Below are 16,928 nucleotides of genomic sequence, written 5' to 3'. Positions count from 1 at the left end.
AACTAGTCGGGAGTACTACACGTCAACCAACAGGAGACCACCGTGTCCTTTGAGACAATCCAGGACGTCATCACATTCATCAAGGAAGAGGACGTCAAGTTCGTTGACATCCGGTTTACGGACGTCCCCGGCACCGAGCACCACTTCTCTATTCCGGCCGAGGAATTTACTGAAGACGCAGCCGCCGACGGCCTCGCCTTCGATGGCTCTTCCATCCGCGGATTCACCACCATCGATGAGTCCGATATGACGCTGTTGCCGGATCCGAAGACTGCCTTCGTGGACCCCTTCCGCACCGCGAAGACCCTGAACATCAAGTTCTTCGTCCACGACCCGTTCACCCTGGAGCCCTTTAGCCGCGACCCGCGCAACATCGCGCGCAAGGCCGAGGAATACCTCTCCTCCACCGGCATCGCGGATACCTGTAACTTCGGCGCTGAAGCTGAGTTCTACATCTTTGACTCCGTTCGCTACGGCACCGATGTCCACAACGGCTTCTACGAGGTTGATACCGACGAGGGCTGGTGGAACCGCGGCTCTGAGACCAACTTCGACGGCACCCCGAACACCGGTTTCAAGACTCGCGTGAAGGGCGGCTACTTCCCGACGGCACCCGTCGACAAGCACGGCGAGGTCCGCGATGCCATGGTGGAGCAGCTGCAGAAGGCTGGTTTCACCATCGAGCGTTTCCACCACGAGGTGGGCAGCGGCCAGAACGAGATTAACTACCGCTTCAACTCCCTGCTGCACGCGGCGGATGATATTCAGACCTTCAAGTACATCATCAAAAACACCGCGGAACAGTTCGGCAAGACCGTAACCTTTATGCCCAAGCCGCTGGCGGGCGATAATGGTTCCGGTATGCACGCCCACATGTCCCTGTGGCAGGACGGCAAGCCGCTCTTCCACGATGAGGCTGGCTACGCCGGTTTGTCCGACATGGCTCGCTACTACATCGGCGGCATCCTGGCCCACGCACCGGCTGTGCTGGCGTTCACGAACCCCACCCTGAACTCCTACCACCGCCTGGTTCCGGGCTTCGAGGCGCCGATTAACCTGGTGTACTCGCAGCGCAACCGCTCGGCTGCCATCCGCATCCCGATCACCGGCTCCAACCCGAAGGCCAAGCGCATCGAGTTCCGCGCTCCGGATCCGTCGGGCAACCCCTACTTCGGTTTCGCTGCCATGATGATGGCGGGCCTCGACGGCATCAAGAACCGCATCGAGCCGCACGCTCCGGTGGACAAGGACCTCTACGAGCTGCCGCCGGCAGAGGCCGCCTCCATCCCGCAGGCACCGACCTCCCTGGAGGCCTCCATCGCAGCACTCGAGGAAGACAACGACTTCCTCACCGAGGGCGATGTCTTCTCCGAGGACCTCATCGAGACCTACATCAACTACAAGCGCGAGAACGAGATTGCGCCGGTCCGCCTGCGTCCGACTCCGCAGGAATTTGAGATGTACTACGACTGCTAGAGCCTAGCTCTGAGCCTGCTCTGAATCCGATCCGGGCCCTGACGATTCGCATGAACCGTCGGGGCCCGTCGTCGTATCACGCAGTGAGCATCGCTGCCGACGGTGAAGTCAACCGCCCACGCACATCCTGTGTGCCCTCCCCTACTGCCGAGCGCAACAGGGTGCAATCTCACGGCCCAATTATGCGGATCAATGGGGCCGAAATGCAGTGGGATGGCTACCATTCCAGCTGTGACTGACAGATTCCGCCAACTGCCACCGCCCGGGCCCGCATGGGGCGGCAGCCTCATGGGAACCTCCATCGTCTCCCGGCTGCTCGTTGAGGAGGGCATGCTGACAGGCTCCGCCGTCTTCGCAGCGCTATCCTGCATTATTCTCCTCGTGCTGACGGTTGGCTTTGCGCTATACCGTCAGCCCAGCTTCGCGCGAACCTCGATGGCTGAATGGTCGATGTACTTCATCGGCATCCTGGCTCTTGGCGCAGCGCTGTCCGGGTTGACGGATATCGGAACCTTCCGCTTAGTGGGCTTCTGGATCGGCGGACCCGTCACCGTCATCACGTGGGCTATTCAGCTCACCCGCTTCGACGGCCAGCCGCGCTTTACCTGGGGCCTGCCGCTGGTCGGTCCCATGATTTCATCCTCCGTGGCTGGCTTCCTTGCCCTCGACTACGGGCATGCCTACCACGTCATGGGCACCATTCTTTTCATCATGTCGATCTCTACCGCGGTCCCCATCTTCATCCGCGTTTACTGGGCCGCTTGGCACGGCAAGGTCAATCTCTCCGGAGCCAACTCAGCTACCGCCTGGGTTCCGCTGGGCGTGGTGGGCCAATCCACCACCGCGATGCAGATCCTCTACCCCGGTCATGTTTCCGTCTATTATGGGCTGACCGCCATGGTCATCGCCGTCCCCCTCGCGCTCTATGCCATGATCACCTTCTACCCCAATGTGGCTCGCTGGGTGGACTACTCGCCCGCATGGTGGGCCTGCACCTTCCCGCCCGGGACAGTCAGCATGGGCGGGCACCAGGTAGCCCTAGTGAATGGCTCGGAGCTTCTCGACGTCATCGCGCTCAGCATCCCGTTGCTCCTCATCGCGCACTGGTCTGCCTGCTCCTGCCGCTTCGTTAGCTGGCTCATCGAAGGCCGGCGCGCACAGCGAAGCGGGGCCAGCCCAGTCTCGGACTAGCCCCGCCACGCGAAAATCTGGATGCTTAGGAAACCTTAGTTCTCGGCCTTCTCAAACTGAATGACCTGGCCCTGGCTGCCCAGCGCAAAGGTGTTGCCCTCTACGGGGAAGACAACTGGCTTGGCGGAGAGGATGGCGTTGAGTGCATCGGCATCAGCCATCTCATCCGGGGCGCAGGCACGCATCGTGGAGTTAAGGTTCTCCGCCACGATGGCATCGGTCTGATCAAGCTTGTAGCTGCCGCCGCCAGAGTTGCAGCCGTCATCGTAGGTTAGAGTTCCGTCCTCGTTGAAGGTCACGGAAATCGCCGGGTTCTTCTTGGCGGTGAAGGTGCCGTTGAGGACCTTCTGGGCCTCATCAGCCGGCAGCTTCTCCTGCAGACCGTCGATGTCCTCGTACTTCTCAATCAAGCCAGTCTCTTGCGGAGCTTCCGGCTTCGTGGAGGAGGAGAAGGAGTCACCGAACAGGCGCGAGCTCAGCTCCTGAATCTGGCTGGACTTCACGGAGTCAGCGGAGGATGGTTCCTGCGCACCGGCAGTACCGGCACCCAGGACGCCGCCCGCGAGGGCGACGAACGCAGTTGCAGTGGTTACTTTCTTCAGTGTGCGTGAAATCATGACCCCGAAGCTATCGAGCACCGCCGGCAACATCAACCCATTTCATGCGTTTCTGATGATACTTTGCGGTAACTCCAACGATTCCCAGCCCACGGACAAACCTCAAAGAAAAGACCTCCGAACTGGGATTTTAGTTGCGCTTAACGTAGCCCATCCGCGGACGGAAGCCCTGCGGGTGTTTCATCTGCGCCACGGCATCCCCGATGATCATGCGGTGGCGCGCGCTGACAGACGTCGGCATCTGCGCCACCGAGAACCACTGCGCGGCAAGGTTCTCTTCGTCGGAGACGACCGGCTCCGCATCATCCGGAACGGAGACACGGATGGAAGTATCCATATAGATGCACTTATCCCCATTGGGACAGACCACTGGGCCCACCTGACCGACGCCGAGGAGCGCTTCGATACGACCGTCGAGCCCCACCTCTTCCTTGAGCTCACGCAACGCGGTCGTCGTGACTTCCTCGCCAGGCTCACAAATACCGGAAATGGGAGCCCACGTGCCATTATCGGCTCGCTGGGCCAGCAGCACTGAAGGCAGCTCCCATATCGCAGAACCGGTAGGAACCGCCCGCACAATAACCGCGGTCACGCTGGGAAGGAAGAGCTGCTCGTGACCGATTCTCTCACGCAGGGACACAATAAAATCAGGAGTCGGCATGGGTTTAATCTTAGCGCCTAAACCCGCTCCAGAATCTCCGGCAGGAGTGCCTCGATGTCGGAGGCAGCGGTAAAGGACATCTCCGCCTCAGACCCGTCGGCGCAGCCTTGACTGCTTGCCGCGGCTTCCGTCGTCCCCGACAGAACCCCGACGATCACGCCTTCAAAGGGGCTGCCCGGCGCGCCAAAGACCGGCGCCCCGGAATCACCATGTGTGGAACAGACTCGGGCACTCGCCGAGACGGTGTCTACCGTTCTGTCGCCAAATTGGAGTTTCCCGTGGCTTTCTCCATGTATTAGCGGTCCGCACGTCTCTCCTGTGATGCGCCCCAGCTTGCACACCTCATCCGGAAGCTCCTCCTGCCCCGCAGCGACCACGCTGGTAGGCATGTCCTGCGGGACATAAAACTCCGCCTGCCGCGTGATCTCCACCAAAGCGAAGTCGAGCTGGTGTGTGTCAGGTGAGCTGAGATCGGAATAGATGATGGTGCCGACGGGCTCCGCTGGGTACACGAATTCCCCATCCGCAGCGCCCGCCCACACCGTATCCCCCGGCTCACCGCAATGGGAGGCGGTGACGGCGATGGTACGGGCGTCGTCAAGCACAAAGCTCCACGCCACCGTGCAAAGGTTGAAGTCAAAGGCTTCGCCGGGAACGGGCTGCATAGCAGAAATGTCGAGCGCCGCGCCTGGCGGCACTGGGGAGGCATCGGGCGTATGCGTCTGCGGCGGAGCCGGCGTCATAGTGGTGTACTCGGACGTGCTCGAGGCAGCTTCGGGAACGGAGTCAACCCCCGTAGGCATTGAGCATCCAGCCACTGCCAGCGCAGTCGCGCTGAGCACCACCAGAAGGCAAGGCCTAGTCCTCCTGAGCGGATGCAGCCTCACCCGGGTCCGCCTTGTGATCCTTGTTTTCCTTCTCCATCTCAGCGACCTGCTTCATGTCACGGATGAACTTCTCCGGGTCAAACTCGGTGAAATACTCCGGACCCGAGAACTGTTCCTGTGCCATTGGCTTAAACCTCCGTGCTCTTGATGTATTGCGTGATGTAATCCTTCACCGCCGCCGCATCGTTGGGCAGATCGGTGACGTGGCGCTCGGCTTCCAGGATTCCAGCGAAACGCTCCGGCACCTCCGGCTCGCTGCCGATGGCTTCCGAGATGGTCTCCGCGAATTTCACCGGAAGCGCGGTTTCTAGGCACACGATGGGAGTGTCAACGCCGTACTCATCTTTGACTGCGCGGGCAACCTTGATGCCGTCGGCAGTGTGCGGATCCACCAGCACGTTGTAGCGCTCGTGGACATCCTTGATGGTGGCGAGGCGGTCCGCGTGGGTGGAGGAACCAGACAGGAAGCCGTACTCTGCGTGGGCGGCGTCGAGCGCCTGCTTGTCGACGTTAAACCCGCCTTCCTTCACCTTCGTGCCAAACAGATCCTTGATTTGTGCGGCATCGCGGCCAAGCAGGTCAAAGGCGAAGCGCTCGAAGTTCGAGGCACGGGAAATATCCATCGACGGCGAGGACGTCTTGTACGTCTGCTCCGAGGAGCGCGGGCGGTAGCTGCCGGTGCGGAAGAACTCATCGAGCACGTCATTCTCATTGGTTGCGACGATGAGTTTGTCGATGGGCAGGCCCATCTGGCGGGCGATGTGGCCGGCGCAGATATCACCAAAGTTGCCGGTGGGCACACTGAAGGAGACCTTCTCGGTGTTCTCCGTGGTGACCTTGAGGTAGCAGTTGACGTAGTAGACCACCTGCGCCATGAGGCGGGCCCAGTTAATGGAGTTGACCGCACCGATGCGGTTCTCGGCCTTGAAGTTGGCGTCGGCCGATACCGCCTTGACCACGTCCTGGCAGTCATCAAAGACGCCGTCGAGGGCGATATTGCAGATATTCGGGTCATCCAGCCCGAACATCTGGGCTTGCTGGAAGGGCGTCATGCGCCCGGCCGGGGTCAGCATGAAGACGCGGATGCCCTTGCGACCGCGCATGGCGTACTCCGCCGAGGAACCGGTGTCACCCGAGGTAGCACCCAGGATGTTGAGGGTTTCGCCACGGCGGGCCAGCTCGTATTCGAAGAGCTCGCCCAACATTTGCATGGCCATGTCCTTGAAGGCGGCCGTCGGCCCTTCAGAGAGGTGACCAATGTACAGGCCCTCCCCCAGTTCGCTGACGGGGACGATTTCCTCATCGTCGAACTTCGGGTAGGTGTAGGCGCGCTGGGCAATCCCCTCGAGGTCCTCTGCAGGAATATCGTCCACGAAGAGCTTGAGCACCTCCGCGGCCAGGGCCGCGTAGCCGCCTTCAGCCAAGGTCTGGCGCCACTGGGTAAGGGTGGCGTCATCAATGCGGGGATAGGTTTCCGGCAGGTAGAGCCCACCATCAGGGGCCAAACCTCCAAGGAGGATATCCGTAAAGGCAGCGGGCTGGCGGGCGGTATCGCGGGTCGAAATGTACTTCACCCCCTGCATCTTAGTTGGTGACGCGTAAAGTATCAGCCATGTCGGTTCCTCATCCACGCAATGTAATTACCACGAAGGCTCTCTCTGTGTGGGTGGCTGCGGTGTTGGTCTATATCGTGGCGATGACCGGCCGCACGTCCTTTGGCGTGGCGGGCCTCGAAGCCATCGATCGCTTCGAGGTCGACGCCTCCCGCATTGCCGTGTTCACCGCGGTGCAATTGGGTATCTATTCGCTGGCGCAGATCCCTACCGGGATGCTCATCGATAAGTTCGGGCCGCGGCGCCTGCTCGTCATTGGTTCCGTCATCATGGGCGTGGGTCAGGTACTCCTTGGCTTCACCAGCAATTATTGGGTAGCCATCGCCGCCCGCCTGCTCATCGGCGCGGGCGATGCCACCGCCTTCCTCTCCGTGATGCGTATTCTCCCCTACTGGTTCCCGCTGCACCGCACCCCCATGTTCACTCAGGTCACCTCGTCGCTTGGGCAGCTGGGCCAGTTCTTGTCCGCCCTTCCTTTCGCCATGCTGCTGGGCTGGGGTGGGTGGACCATGGCCTTCGTTAGCTTGGGTGCAGTGGGCATCCTCATCGCCGTTGCGGCCGCGGTGGCGGTTGCGGATTCCCCAGAATCCCTCGGCATCGTGCCCAAGCCGAAAGAAAAACCTAACGCGAAGCCGGAAAGCACAGCAGCGCTGTTATCCACAGTTTTCCTCTCCCCCGTAGCCTGGCAGGCATTCTTTATTCACTGGATCGGCCTGGGGGCCACCAACGTGTTCGTCATGCTATGGGGCGTGCCGCTGATGACTGCAGGCATGGATTTTTCTAAGACTAGCGCCGGCTGGATCCTGACGTGGTTTAGCGTGTGCATGGTGCTCGTCGGCCCACTGCACGGCAAGCTTTCCTCCAGGGCCAGCGGTTTCCGCCCGTGGCTCGCCTTAGGGTTTGTGGCTACCCACTGCGCGGTGTGGGCCCTGTTCTTCCTCTTCGGTGGCAGCTATCTCTCGCTGTTCATCCTCATCAGCCTGGTAGCCCTGTGCACACCGGTGGCAAATTACGGTTTCGACATTGTCCGTGAAAACCTCGACCGCACTGTCGTCGCCACGGCGACGGGCCTGGCCAATATGGGAGGCTTCATCGCCACGGTCATCGGCGCCCAGCTTGTCGGCATGGTTCTCGATCACTTGGGTAATGGGCCCGACTACCCCTTCCATGACTTCCGGCTCGCTGCTTGGGCAGTCTTTGGCGTGTGGTGCATTGGCATCGTGGGGGTTCTCATCACGCACATCCTGCGCAGCCGCGGCGGGGACGGCGGCCCGCACGTCACCATCGTGCAGGTTGGTTAGTTCAGGGCTGGGCTAATGAAGGGCCGCGGCGCTCAACGCCGTCTCAAGGGGTACCGAATTGGCCACTTCGAAGACCCCGAGCCCACCGCCAATTGGTACGAGGACGGCAATGCTCACCCCCAAGGCGGTTCTGAGCAGCTCGCGTAGTTTTCGTTGTTTCTCCACCTCAACGCACCAACCTTTATCGATTCGTTATCTGTGCGTGTGAGCTTAAGAGCCGCGGCTGCCAGGCAGATCCCCGTTGACTGCGTATCACCTGCCAGTCCCTGTGTGTTCGCGCCGGCACCCCAGCCGGGCTAGTTCATCGGGTTATTCGGCCGGGGTCGATTCCACGAGAATCGGGCCATCCACCGGGGCGACGACCCCGGCGTCAAAGGCGGCGAGCACACCCTTCGCATCATCTTTCGTAATTGCACCCGCCTCCACGGCCTTCTTGAGATCAGTCTCGAGGATCTGGCGGGAGCGGTACCTGTCTGATGCCACCGACAAGAGGCCGCGAGGAACCGACTCCGACGGGATCCCCAGTGCCTCTGCCAGCGAAACAATGCGGTCATTTTCAGCAGGGTCGAGTTGGACATCAACCGACTGATCCTGTGGGACGCCACCGTTGACCACCTGCTCCACGGTCAGCGCGCCCTCCGGCACCTGGTGCCGCTCTGTGGCCCACCAGCCTGCGCCGACGGCGGTGATGACAGCGATCACAACGAGGACCCACACGGCGATAAACTGCTTGGACTTCACGGCCACAACCTTAGACTTTTCTCACACCGCCGGCTTAATCCGCGCCAGGGCCAAAGGTCCCAAAAGAGGTACCGCGCGGGGGATGCGGCGAATCCAGGCGCTCGGACAGCGCATCAATGATGGACCGGATAGTTGATTCCGCTACGGAGCGATCGAGGCTGCTGCGGCGTGGGGTCTCTGGCTTCGGCTCAGGAGGGACAACGCGGGGCTTGTCGACGTCCAACCGCATCACCGTCCCCTCCACGCTCAGCGCGGCGGCGGGATCGCACCCGGCGGCTCGGGCCGCGGATAAGAATGCATCGAGATCAGCAAGCGTGGCAGCGTTGAGGTCGAGAGAAAGATTAAGGCTCATGGTGTTCTCCTTTTCGGGCTCCTTAAAGGGCGCGGGACACTATCTGTTCACTTCCGCCTAAGGCTAACGGCTAATCACCTGATTGAACAGGGGCGTGCGTTAAGTTCAGGGATAGATCCGGGTTAACTCAGGGTGCGGGTCAGGGAGGATAAACGCCTCTCCTCGCTGTGCTCTACTAATCGTGCTCGAATGACTCAGTCTCACCCCAAAACACCTCGTCGACTACCTTCCGGGCGTGCCGGGTGACTTTGAGGTAGTGCTCTAGGAATTGTTGGTTGTGCTCGGGCTCCCAGCCGGCCGCACCAGCCACCTGCGCCAGTTGAGGGCCCGGTGCCGGAAGCTGGTCCACGCGCTTGCCACGCACCAGTACTAGGGCGTTGCGGGCATCGGTGGCCAACAGCCAGGCCTCCCGCAGCTCCCGCACTTGCTGGACTGGAATGACCTCGCTCTCCTCGAGGGCGTCGAGAACGCGCAGCGTGGAGGGATCATGGAGCGCCGGCACGTCGTGAGCATGCATCATCTGCAGCAGCTGGACGGTCCATTCGATATCGGTCAACCCGCCGCGCCCCAGCTTGGTATGGGTATTGCGGTCAGCGCCGCGCGGCAAACGCTCGTTATCAACGCGCGCTTTCATTCTGCGGATATCGCGGATGGTCTTCTCGCTTACGCCCTGCGGTGGATAGCGGAAGGCATCCACCATGGTGAGGAAACGTTGCCCGACGTCTTTGTCCCCCGCCACGAAAGCCGCGCGGAGTAGTGCCTGCATCTCCCAGGGTTCGCCCCACTGCGAATAATAACGCTCATAGGACTCGATCGAGCGCACAACCGCTCCCGACCGCCCCTCTGGGCGCAAGCCCAAATCAACGTCCAAGGGCGGATCCCCGGAAGGCTTTGCCAAGCGGCGGCGCAGTTTTTCGATAATGCCAATTGCCCACGGCAGGGCTTCCTCTTCGGCATTGTCTTCCGTTGGCTCGGCGACCACGATGACATCGGCGTCCGAGCCAAAGCCCAGCTCCATGCCGCCGAGCCGACCCATTCCAATCACGGCGATGCGGGCTGGTGGTTCGGCGTCATCGTTCTCCAGCCTCCAGGCCCTGACTTCCGCGCGCAGCGCGGCTTCCAGCACTGCATTCCAGATGGTGGACAGCTCAAAGCACACCTGCTGGACCGGCAAAAATCCCAGCAGATCCGCGGCAGCGATCCGCGCCAGCTCCGCGCGGCGAAGGGCTCGGGCTACCGACACGGCTTTGTCAGGGTCCGCGTGACGCTTGGTGGAATTAATCAAGGCGGAGGAAACTTGCGCCGGTTTGGTTTCCAATAGCTTGGGCCCTGCCGCGCCATCGGAGAGCTGCTTAACGACGTCCGGCGCGCGGATAATGAGCTCCGATGTAAATGGCGAGGTGCCCAAAATCTTCATGAGGCGCTGGCCGACGACGCCTTCGTCACGAAGCATGCGCAGGAACCACGTTCGGTCGTAGGCCGCCTCCGACAGCTTGCGATAATTCAGCAGGCCCATGTCTGGATCGGCCGTGTTTGAGAGCCACTCCATCAACGTCGGCAGCAGGATGGCCTGGATACGGGCCTTGCGCGACTGCCCGGCCGCCAGGGAGGTGAGGTGCTCGAAGGCGCGATCTGGATGGCGATAGCCAAGTGCTGCCAGCTGCAAAAGCGCTGCTTCGCGCGACAATTTAAGCTCATCCGCAGACATTGACGCCACGGAATTCAACAGCGGGCGGTAGAACAAGCGCGAGTGCAGCTCAGAGATGAGCAGGCGAATCTTCCGCAGGTGGGCGTTCATCCGATCCGCTGCTGATTGATGCCCCTGTGGGTGAAATCCTGAATTGATGGCCAACCACGTCAGCGCCGTGAGGTCATCTTTTTCCGGCAATGTGTGGGTACGGCGGAAGCGCTCCAACTGGAGGCGGTGCTCGAGCAAGCGGAGAAACTCATAAGCCTCGATGAGCTGGGTGCCGTCCTCGCGTCCGACATACCCGGCGCGCACGAGCGCTGCGAGGGCATCGACCGTCGCCAGCGTACGCAGCGATTCATCTGAGCGGCCATGAACCAATTGCAACAGTTGGACGGCGAATTCCACGTCCCGCAAACCGCCCTCACCGAGTTTGAGTTCGCGAAGGCGCATATCCTCCGGGACGTTGTCCAGCACTCGACGGCGCATAGCCTGGACGTCTTCCACGAAGGATTCCCTCTGCGATGCAGTCCACACCATGGGCCCAATCTGGTCGAGATAGTCCGTGCCCAAGGGCAGGTAGCCGGTCTGTGGCCGCGCCTTTAGTTGGGCTTGGAATTCCCACGTTTCCGCCCACCGCTTGTAGTAGGCCACGTGCGAATCCAAAGTTCGGACCAGCGCACCAGATTTGCCTTCCGGGCGCAGGTTGGCGTCGACCTCAAAGAAGCACGCCGAGCCGATTCGATTGAATTCTGACGCGAGACGGGTGATCCGTGGCGTTGCCTCCGAGCCCACGAAGATCACGTCCACGTCGGAGATGTAGTTCAATTCGCCTGCACCGCACTTACCCATCGCGATGACTGCCAGCTGCGCATCGAGTGGCTGATCCTCGTAGACCACTCGGACAGCACCGGCGAGCGCTGCCGTCAAGGAGGCGTCAGCGAGGGCCGTCGTCAGCCGCGTGACTTCACGGAAACCCACCCGCGGCTGCGGCCGTGACTGTCCCTTGCGCGAATGGAAAGTCCCTGCGAGGTCATGAGCGGCGATGCGCATCATGAGCGTCCGGTAAGCCACCTTGAGCGATGCCTTGTGGTCGCCAGGAGCCGCCCGGTATGTACCGGGAGAGGTCAGATCGGGGCTCGCGGTATCAGGACGAGTGGGCGGCTCGGCGTACGTTGCCGGTTCCGCGCCTACCTCTTCCAACAAGGTGTGCAGCATTTCCGTGGGAGTCGGCAGCGGGCGCTGGAGCTCGCGCCAGGTCTCTGGGTGGGCGGCAAGGTGATCACCAAACGCAGAGGAGCCGCCCAACAGGGCCATCAACCGTACCCGGAAGGTTTCGTCCTCACGCATCGCCGGGCCAATCTCAGGCGCTGACTCGATGATCCTCATTAACGTATTGAGGGCCATATCGGGATCACCGGCTGCGGCCAGGGTCCACAGCAGCTCAAGGGACTCAGGATTATCCCACCCAAGGCGGGACAAGTCCTCCGCAGCAGTTGGCCGGGTAAGGCCAAGAATTGCCGGGGACGGTACAGATGCTGGACGCATGCTTCTCCTAGAAATTCAGGTTGTTGCGCAACTCGAATGCGGTGATCTGCTGCTGATACTCGTGCCACTCATCCCACTTGGCGCGCAGGAAGTACTCAAAGACGTGCTCTCCTAGGACTTCCGCCATAAACTCAGAGCGCTCGAATTCACGGAGCGCCTGGTCCAAGCTGCTTGGCAGATCCTTGTACCCCATCGCGCGGCGCTCACGACGGGTCAGCTGATGGACGTCGTCCTCGGCGGGATCACCAAGCTCATAGCCTTCCCTGATTCCACGCAGGCCAGCGGCAAGCAACACCGCGTAGCCCAGGTAGGGGTTCATCGCTGAATCTAGTGAACGGATTTCAACGCGACGCGACATTTCTTTGGAAAGACGATAGGTAGGAACTCGAACCAACGCCGAACGGTTGGAGATTCCCCACGTCACTGATCCCGGGGCTTCGCTGCCAAACATCAGGCGCTTGTAGGAGTTGGTCCACTGGTTGGTGATTGCGGTCATTTCCACAGCGTGTTCAAGGATGCCGGCGATAAACTGCCGCCCCGTACTGGAAAGTGAAATCTCATCGTCGGGGTCGTGGAAAGCATTGGAATCTCCCTCGAAAAGGCTCAAGTGCGTGTGCATGCCCGAGCCCGAGCGATGCTCAAATGGCTTCGGCATGAATGTGGCGTGCACTCCTTGCTGGGAGGCCACCTCTTTAATGAGGTAGCGGAAAGTCATGATGTTGTCTGCCATGGACAGCACGTCGGCATGGCGTAGATCGATTTCCTGCTGCCCAGGTGAGGTTTCATGGTGGCTAAATTCCGTGGCAATGCCCATGGATTCCAGCGCGTACATCGACCGGCGCCGGAAACTCGGGGCATTATCGTGCGTGGCTTGGTCGAAGTAGCCTCCGTTATCGGTGGCAATCAGGGTATTGATATCGCGGGCGTCTTCCAAGAGATAAAACTCAATCTCAGGAGAAGCCTTGCACGTAAACCCTTCATTGGCAGCCTCAGTAACCTGACGGCGCAGAATGTGGCGTGGGTCCACCAGAGAAGGTTGCCCATCGGGCTGGGTAATGTCGCAGAACATGCGCGCCGAAAGAAGCTCCGGTTCCTCCTTGTCAAAGGGCATGATTTGGAAGGTTGAAGGGTCCGGCATTGCGATAGTGTCGGCCTCTGAGATGCGGGAGAACCCTTCCACCGAGGAACCATCGAAGCCAACACCTTCCTCGAAGGCAGATTCCAACTCTGAGGGGCTCATTACCACCGATTTCAGCGCCCCCAAGATGTCAGTAAACCAAAGGCGAATGAAGCGGATATCGCGTTCTTCAACTGTACGAAGGACGAATTCGTGTTGGCTGTTCATGTTCTAAACCCTACCGCCGCGGGCCCAAGTAACGGCGGGAGTTGCATCTTTTGCCCCCGCCCCGCCAACTATTCCCCCAGTTGACAAGAGTATCTCGGGGGCAAATTTTTTCGACTCTTAGGACAGATGTCAACTTCACGTGCTTGAATGACCTCACAACCGAACAGATGTACCCATAGGATTGAATTAGGAACAGCCATGAACGCACACCACGGAACCTTAAGCTCACGAGGACTTGAGCTCATTAGCCAAGCTGCCTGTCAAGGGTGGTCACCCAAGGACCTACTCCACGTCCTAGGCAGCTTTTGCCACCCTCTTATTTATCGTGCCGCCGCTCGTATTCCCGCGCAGATTAATTCTACTGCGCTGCGCAAGGAATGGTTAAGCGTCTCCCCACCTAACTCGATGACTATGTCGACCGATGACCTCATACGGCTGATTGACGCTACTACCGCCTTGCCCCCGCTGCGTGACGTTGACGTGCTCACTGCAGAGAAAACTAGTTCTCGAGCAAACCAAGACAGCAAAGAGAATCGGATCCGCAACAAGATCACCCAGCTTCTGCGAAAGGCAGAATCCACTCCTTATGAAGAGGAAGCCAGCGCGCTCATTGCCAAAGCACAAAGCCTTCAACAACGACACCGTCTCGATGAGGCACTCGCCGAATCCCCGGACACGGTGGTGTCCACACGCATCCGTATCAGCGCGCCCTATATCAACCACAAGACCACACTTCTTAGCGTCATCGCGGATCAAAATGGATGCACCGTCCTCAAGCTTCACCCCAAGGGAATTATCACCGTCTTTGGTGCCGAGGCGGACATCTATCATGTCAGCGACCTTTTCGCTTCCCTCCTGCGGCAGTGCGAATGGCACATGACCCATGGGGAGGCTGCCGACAACGCGCGATTACTCGGCAATGTGGCGTCGTTTCGTCGAAGCTTCATTCTGGCCTACGCCACCCGCATTGGCGAGCTTTTGGAGGAAGCGAACGCCTCATTGGCGCCTCACGACGAGAAACAGGCAGACTCGGCTGCGGGCAGCAACGCCAAAAGGAAAGACGACGTAGCCCTCGCTCAGCGATCTTTATCAGCGGTAGAAGTGCGCAGACATAAGGCAGAAACACTAGCTGATCACCTCTTCCCTAATTCGCGAACCATCTCCTTAGCAATGAGGAACCACGCAGGGATGTCCGCAGGTGCAACAGCCGCGGAGAAATCCCACCTGGGTGGTGATTCCTCGGGCCTGGGTGGGCGCCGCCAACTCACCGGTTAAGACCCAGCAAGGGTTGGCACATTTGCACTATTAGCCAGGTAACCTAGAAGGCAGTGCAGAGGTTTTATACCTCCTCTTTTATCATTTCGCTCCCCGACGAAGGTGTGTACATGTCTCCAAAGACGTTTCTTGAAATCGAAGCCAAGTTCGCCGTGGATGAAACCACCCCGGTACCAGATCTCGCCCGCCTCGATGAGGTAGCCCGAGTCGCAGAAACTCGCCACCACTCGTTGTCGGCGATTTACTACGACACTGAGGATCTCCGCCTTACTCACGCGAAGATCACGCTGCGGCGCCGCACCGGTGGAAATGACGATGGCTGGCATATCAAAATTCCCGGCGCGGAAGGTCGTACCGAAATCCGAGCCGAACTCGGTGAACCCGTCGACGGCAAGTACGAAGTCCCTGCCGAGCTCCTCCACCAGGTTCGTTCGGTGATCCGTAACCACCCGCTCGAGCCCATTGCACAAGTGGACAACAACCGCACCGAGTTGCTCCTCGTCAACGCGGACGAGCAGCCTGTCGCTGAGTTCTGCGATGACCATGTCACCGCCTTCTCTTTCCTACCAGGTGGCTCTCAGAGCACGTGGCGCGAGTGGGAAGTAGAGCTCGCAGGAGAACTGCCCGGCACGAAGGAGGGCAGCGCGCTACTGCGGCATGCCACTTCCCTGTTGATCAGTTCTGGTGCGCGGGTTTCCTCCTCACCGTCCAAGCTGAAATCGGCATTGGGACAGTCCATCAACAATGTCGAGCTTCCCCCAGCACTCGCAACGTCTAACGTGGAACCCGGCTCACCCGCGGCGGCAGTCGTGGAAGCACTGCGAGCTAATCGGGATAAGCTCGTCGAGTTTGATCCGCGGGTACGCCGTGATGAGTGGGATTCCGTGCACCAAATGCGCGTTGCTACCCGCGAATTGCGCAGCCACCTTCAAACCTTCCACGGCATTGTCGTGGGCCCCGAGATCAAGCGCCTAGAGTCCGATCTCAAGGAGCTTGCGGCCATGCTTGGCGTTGCTCGTGACGCCGAGGTCGTGGAAGAGCGCTGGCAGAACCTCCTCGCCTCCGAGGACTCCGATGTGCTTGATGAAGCCACCCGCGAACACATCGCGCACGATATGGGCCGCGCTTACCGCCGCGCGCATCGTCGTGTCATCGCTGCTCTCGATTCTGATCAGTACCTGGCTCTGCTCGATGCGCTCGACGCATTCCTTTCCAACCCACCAGTCGCCGCCGAGGATGCTTCGGTTGACGAAGACACCAGCGCCGGGGACAACGGTGCGGTGGAATCTGATTCCGCTGCTCCAGTTTCCGCTGAATCATCTGAGCAGCAGGACGCAGCGAAGGACTATGCGCCGAAGCACGCCAAACGCGATGAAGAAGAGTCCCACGATCTTGACACGGTGATGGCGCTGCACCTCAAGCAGGCCTATGACAAGCTGGTCAAGCGCCACAAGAAGGCTATCTCCAACTGGGATAACACCGAGCTGACGCTGCACGAGCGTGAAGAGTACTTCCACGATATGCGCAAGGCCGCAAAGAAACTGCGCTATGCAGCTGAGGCCGCTGGTTCAGCCACCACGCTAAAGACCAAGAACCTCTACAAGGCCTGCAAGCAGATGCAATCTGTCTTGGGAGACTTCCAGGATTCCGTGACCTCTCGCGATAAGTTGCTCGAATTGGCAGAAACCGCACGCCGGCGGGGCGAGGATACCTTCGGCTATGGCCTGCTCTACCAGCGCGAGCGCGTCATCGGGTTGGAAGCACTCAACGCCTACTCGGACAGCTTTAAAGCCATCAAGTCCGCGTTTAAGCCGCTGCGCAAGAAGCTGCGCTAAGCCGCCGGCTCATCCTGCGTGGCTGTGTAGTTGTGCAGTCACCACAACGGCCCACACCATCGCCTGCTTGCGGTGGTGTGGGCCTGAGCTTTTCGCATCCCCCTCATGGTCGGCCATGAGACGTTTAGCTATCGCCTAGTTATCGTCTTCGGCGGCATCCTCAGCATCAGCCGCGGCGGTGCGGGCTTGCGCGATTTCAATAGCGTGCTCGGCTTCCTCGCGGGAATTGTAGGGGCCCATGCGGTTCTCCCAGCCGGACACCTTTCCCTGGGATACCTCGCCGGTAGACGGGTCGTAGAACCACTTGTTGTCAGCCTCAGCCATAGTTTTCTCCGTTCTGTCGGGCAAGTAATCAGTGCACCCCACACTACAGACCGCCCGCGGGCCTCGCCCGTTAGA

The 16,928-nt window shown here is 60.2% G+C and carries 16 protein-coding genes; 6 read left to right on the top strand and 10 right to left on the bottom strand.

Annotation, left to right across the window (positions count from 1 at the left end):
* The first annotated feature begins 42 nt into the window (after nucleotides 1-42).
* Complete coding sequence (gene glnA / locus HMPREF2912_RS03250) at nucleotides 43-1,476, top strand: type I glutamate--ammonia ligase (RefSeq protein ID WP_070530146.1); 1,434 nt, start codon at nucleotides 43-45, stop codon at nucleotides 1,474-1,476.
* Nucleotides 1,477-1,698: 222 nt separating this feature from the next.
* Complete coding sequence (locus HMPREF2912_RS03245) at nucleotides 1,699-2,667, top strand: TDT family transporter (protein ID WP_083312482.1); 969 nt, start codon at nucleotides 1,699-1,701, stop codon at nucleotides 2,665-2,667.
* A gap of 35 nt (nucleotides 2,668-2,702) precedes the next feature.
* Here HMPREF2912_RS03245 and HMPREF2912_RS03240 read toward each other — a convergent pair whose 3' ends face one another.
* The 5 genes from HMPREF2912_RS03240 to thrC form a co-directional block, all read right to left on the bottom strand.
* A complete protein-coding gene (locus tag HMPREF2912_RS03240; protein WP_246816457.1) occupies nucleotides 2,703-3,284 on the bottom strand; it encodes an META domain-containing protein in 582 nt (193 codons plus the stop codon).
* 130 nt (nucleotides 3,285-3,414) lie between these two features.
* A complete protein-coding gene (locus tag HMPREF2912_RS03235) occupies nucleotides 3,415-3,945 on the bottom strand; it encodes an NUDIX hydrolase (RefSeq protein ID WP_070683203.1) in 531 nt (176 codons plus the stop codon).
* A gap of 17 nt (nucleotides 3,946-3,962) precedes the next feature.
* The gene (locus HMPREF2912_RS03230) at nucleotides 3,963-4,748 is read right to left on the bottom strand and encodes a S1 family peptidase (RefSeq protein ID WP_246816456.1); all 786 of its coding nucleotides are present in this window, start codon (nucleotides 4,746-4,748) and stop codon (nucleotides 3,963-3,965) included.
* A gap of 55 nt (nucleotides 4,749-4,803) precedes the next feature.
* Nucleotides 4,804-4,956 (bottom strand): hypothetical protein, encoded by a 153-nt coding sequence (locus tag HMPREF2912_RS12980; RefSeq protein ID WP_167595809.1) that lies wholly within the window; start codon nucleotides 4,954-4,956, stop codon nucleotides 4,804-4,806.
* 4 nt (nucleotides 4,957-4,960) lie between these two features.
* Nucleotides 4,961-6,406 carry a threonine synthase gene (thrC, locus tag HMPREF2912_RS03225; protein ID WP_070683202.1) on the bottom strand — a complete coding sequence of 482 codons (1,446 nt, stop codon included), beginning with the start codon at nucleotides 6,404-6,406 and terminating at the stop codon, nucleotides 4,961-4,963.
* Between the two features lie 38 nt (nucleotides 6,407-6,444).
* On the opposite strand from thrC, the gene HMPREF2912_RS03220 reads away from it, so the two are divergent.
* Both HMPREF2912_RS03220 and HMPREF2912_RS13305 read left to right on the top strand, forming a co-directional pair.
* Nucleotides 6,445-7,746, top strand: a complete 1,302-nt coding sequence (locus tag HMPREF2912_RS03220) for an MFS transporter (protein ID WP_070683201.1) — start codon at nucleotides 6,445-6,447, stop codon at nucleotides 7,744-7,746.
* Between the two features lie 15 nt (nucleotides 7,747-7,761).
* Nucleotides 7,762-7,893 carry a hypothetical protein gene (locus tag HMPREF2912_RS13305; protein ID WP_256375366.1) on the top strand — a complete coding sequence of 44 codons (132 nt, stop codon included), beginning with the start codon at nucleotides 7,762-7,764 and terminating at the stop codon, nucleotides 7,891-7,893.
* Between the two features lie 162 nt (nucleotides 7,894-8,055).
* On the opposite strand, the gene HMPREF2912_RS03215 is transcribed toward HMPREF2912_RS13305, so the two are convergent.
* The 4 genes from HMPREF2912_RS03215 to HMPREF2912_RS03200 form a co-directional block, all read right to left on the bottom strand.
* Complete coding sequence (locus tag HMPREF2912_RS03215) at nucleotides 8,056-8,487, bottom strand: hypothetical protein (protein ID WP_227485674.1); 432 nt, start codon at nucleotides 8,485-8,487, stop codon at nucleotides 8,056-8,058.
* 34 nt (nucleotides 8,488-8,521) lie between these two features.
* The gene (locus HMPREF2912_RS03210) at nucleotides 8,522-8,839 is read right to left on the bottom strand and encodes a hypothetical protein (RefSeq protein ID WP_070519746.1); all 318 of its coding nucleotides are present in this window, start codon (nucleotides 8,837-8,839) and stop codon (nucleotides 8,522-8,524) included.
* A 175-nt stretch (nucleotides 8,840-9,014) separates the two neighbouring features.
* Nucleotides 9,015-12,074, bottom strand: coding sequence for a bifunctional [glutamine synthetase] adenylyltransferase/[glutamine synthetase]-adenylyl-L-tyrosine phosphorylase (locus HMPREF2912_RS03205; protein WP_070596504.1), 3,060 nt, complete (start codon nucleotides 12,072-12,074; stop codon nucleotides 9,015-9,017).
* Nucleotides 12,075-12,081: 7 nt separating this feature from the next.
* Nucleotides 12,082-13,419, bottom strand: a complete 1,338-nt coding sequence (locus tag HMPREF2912_RS03200; RefSeq protein ID WP_070519741.1) for a glutamine synthetase family protein — start codon at nucleotides 13,417-13,419, stop codon at nucleotides 12,082-12,084.
* A gap of 411 nt (nucleotides 13,420-13,830) precedes the next feature.
* Between HMPREF2912_RS03200 and HMPREF2912_RS03195 the strand changes: the two genes are divergently transcribed.
* Nucleotides 13,831-14,694, top strand: coding sequence for a DUF2786 domain-containing protein (locus tag HMPREF2912_RS03195; protein WP_246816455.1), 864 nt, complete (start codon nucleotides 13,831-13,833; stop codon nucleotides 14,692-14,694).
* Nucleotides 14,695-14,804: 110 nt separating this feature from the next.
* Nucleotides 14,805-16,529 (top strand): CYTH and CHAD domain-containing protein, encoded by a 1,725-nt coding sequence (locus HMPREF2912_RS03190; RefSeq protein ID WP_070596506.1) that lies wholly within the window; start codon nucleotides 14,805-14,807, stop codon nucleotides 16,527-16,529.
* 135 nt (nucleotides 16,530-16,664) lie between these two features.
* Here HMPREF2912_RS03190 and HMPREF2912_RS03185 read toward each other — a convergent pair whose 3' ends face one another.
* Nucleotides 16,665-16,853 carry a hypothetical protein gene (locus tag HMPREF2912_RS03185; RefSeq protein WP_070596507.1) on the bottom strand — a complete coding sequence of 63 codons (189 nt, stop codon included), beginning with the start codon at nucleotides 16,851-16,853 and terminating at the stop codon, nucleotides 16,665-16,667.
* Nucleotides 16,854-16,928: the final 75 nt, after the last annotated feature.

This window comes from Corynebacterium sp. HMSC056E09 (assembly GCF_001813425.1).
GTDB lineage: Bacteria > Actinomycetota > Actinomycetes > Mycobacteriales > Mycobacteriaceae > Corynebacterium > Corynebacterium hesseae.
Note: the sequence above shows the minus strand (reverse complement) of the source record. Positions and strands in the feature narration are given on the sequence as shown.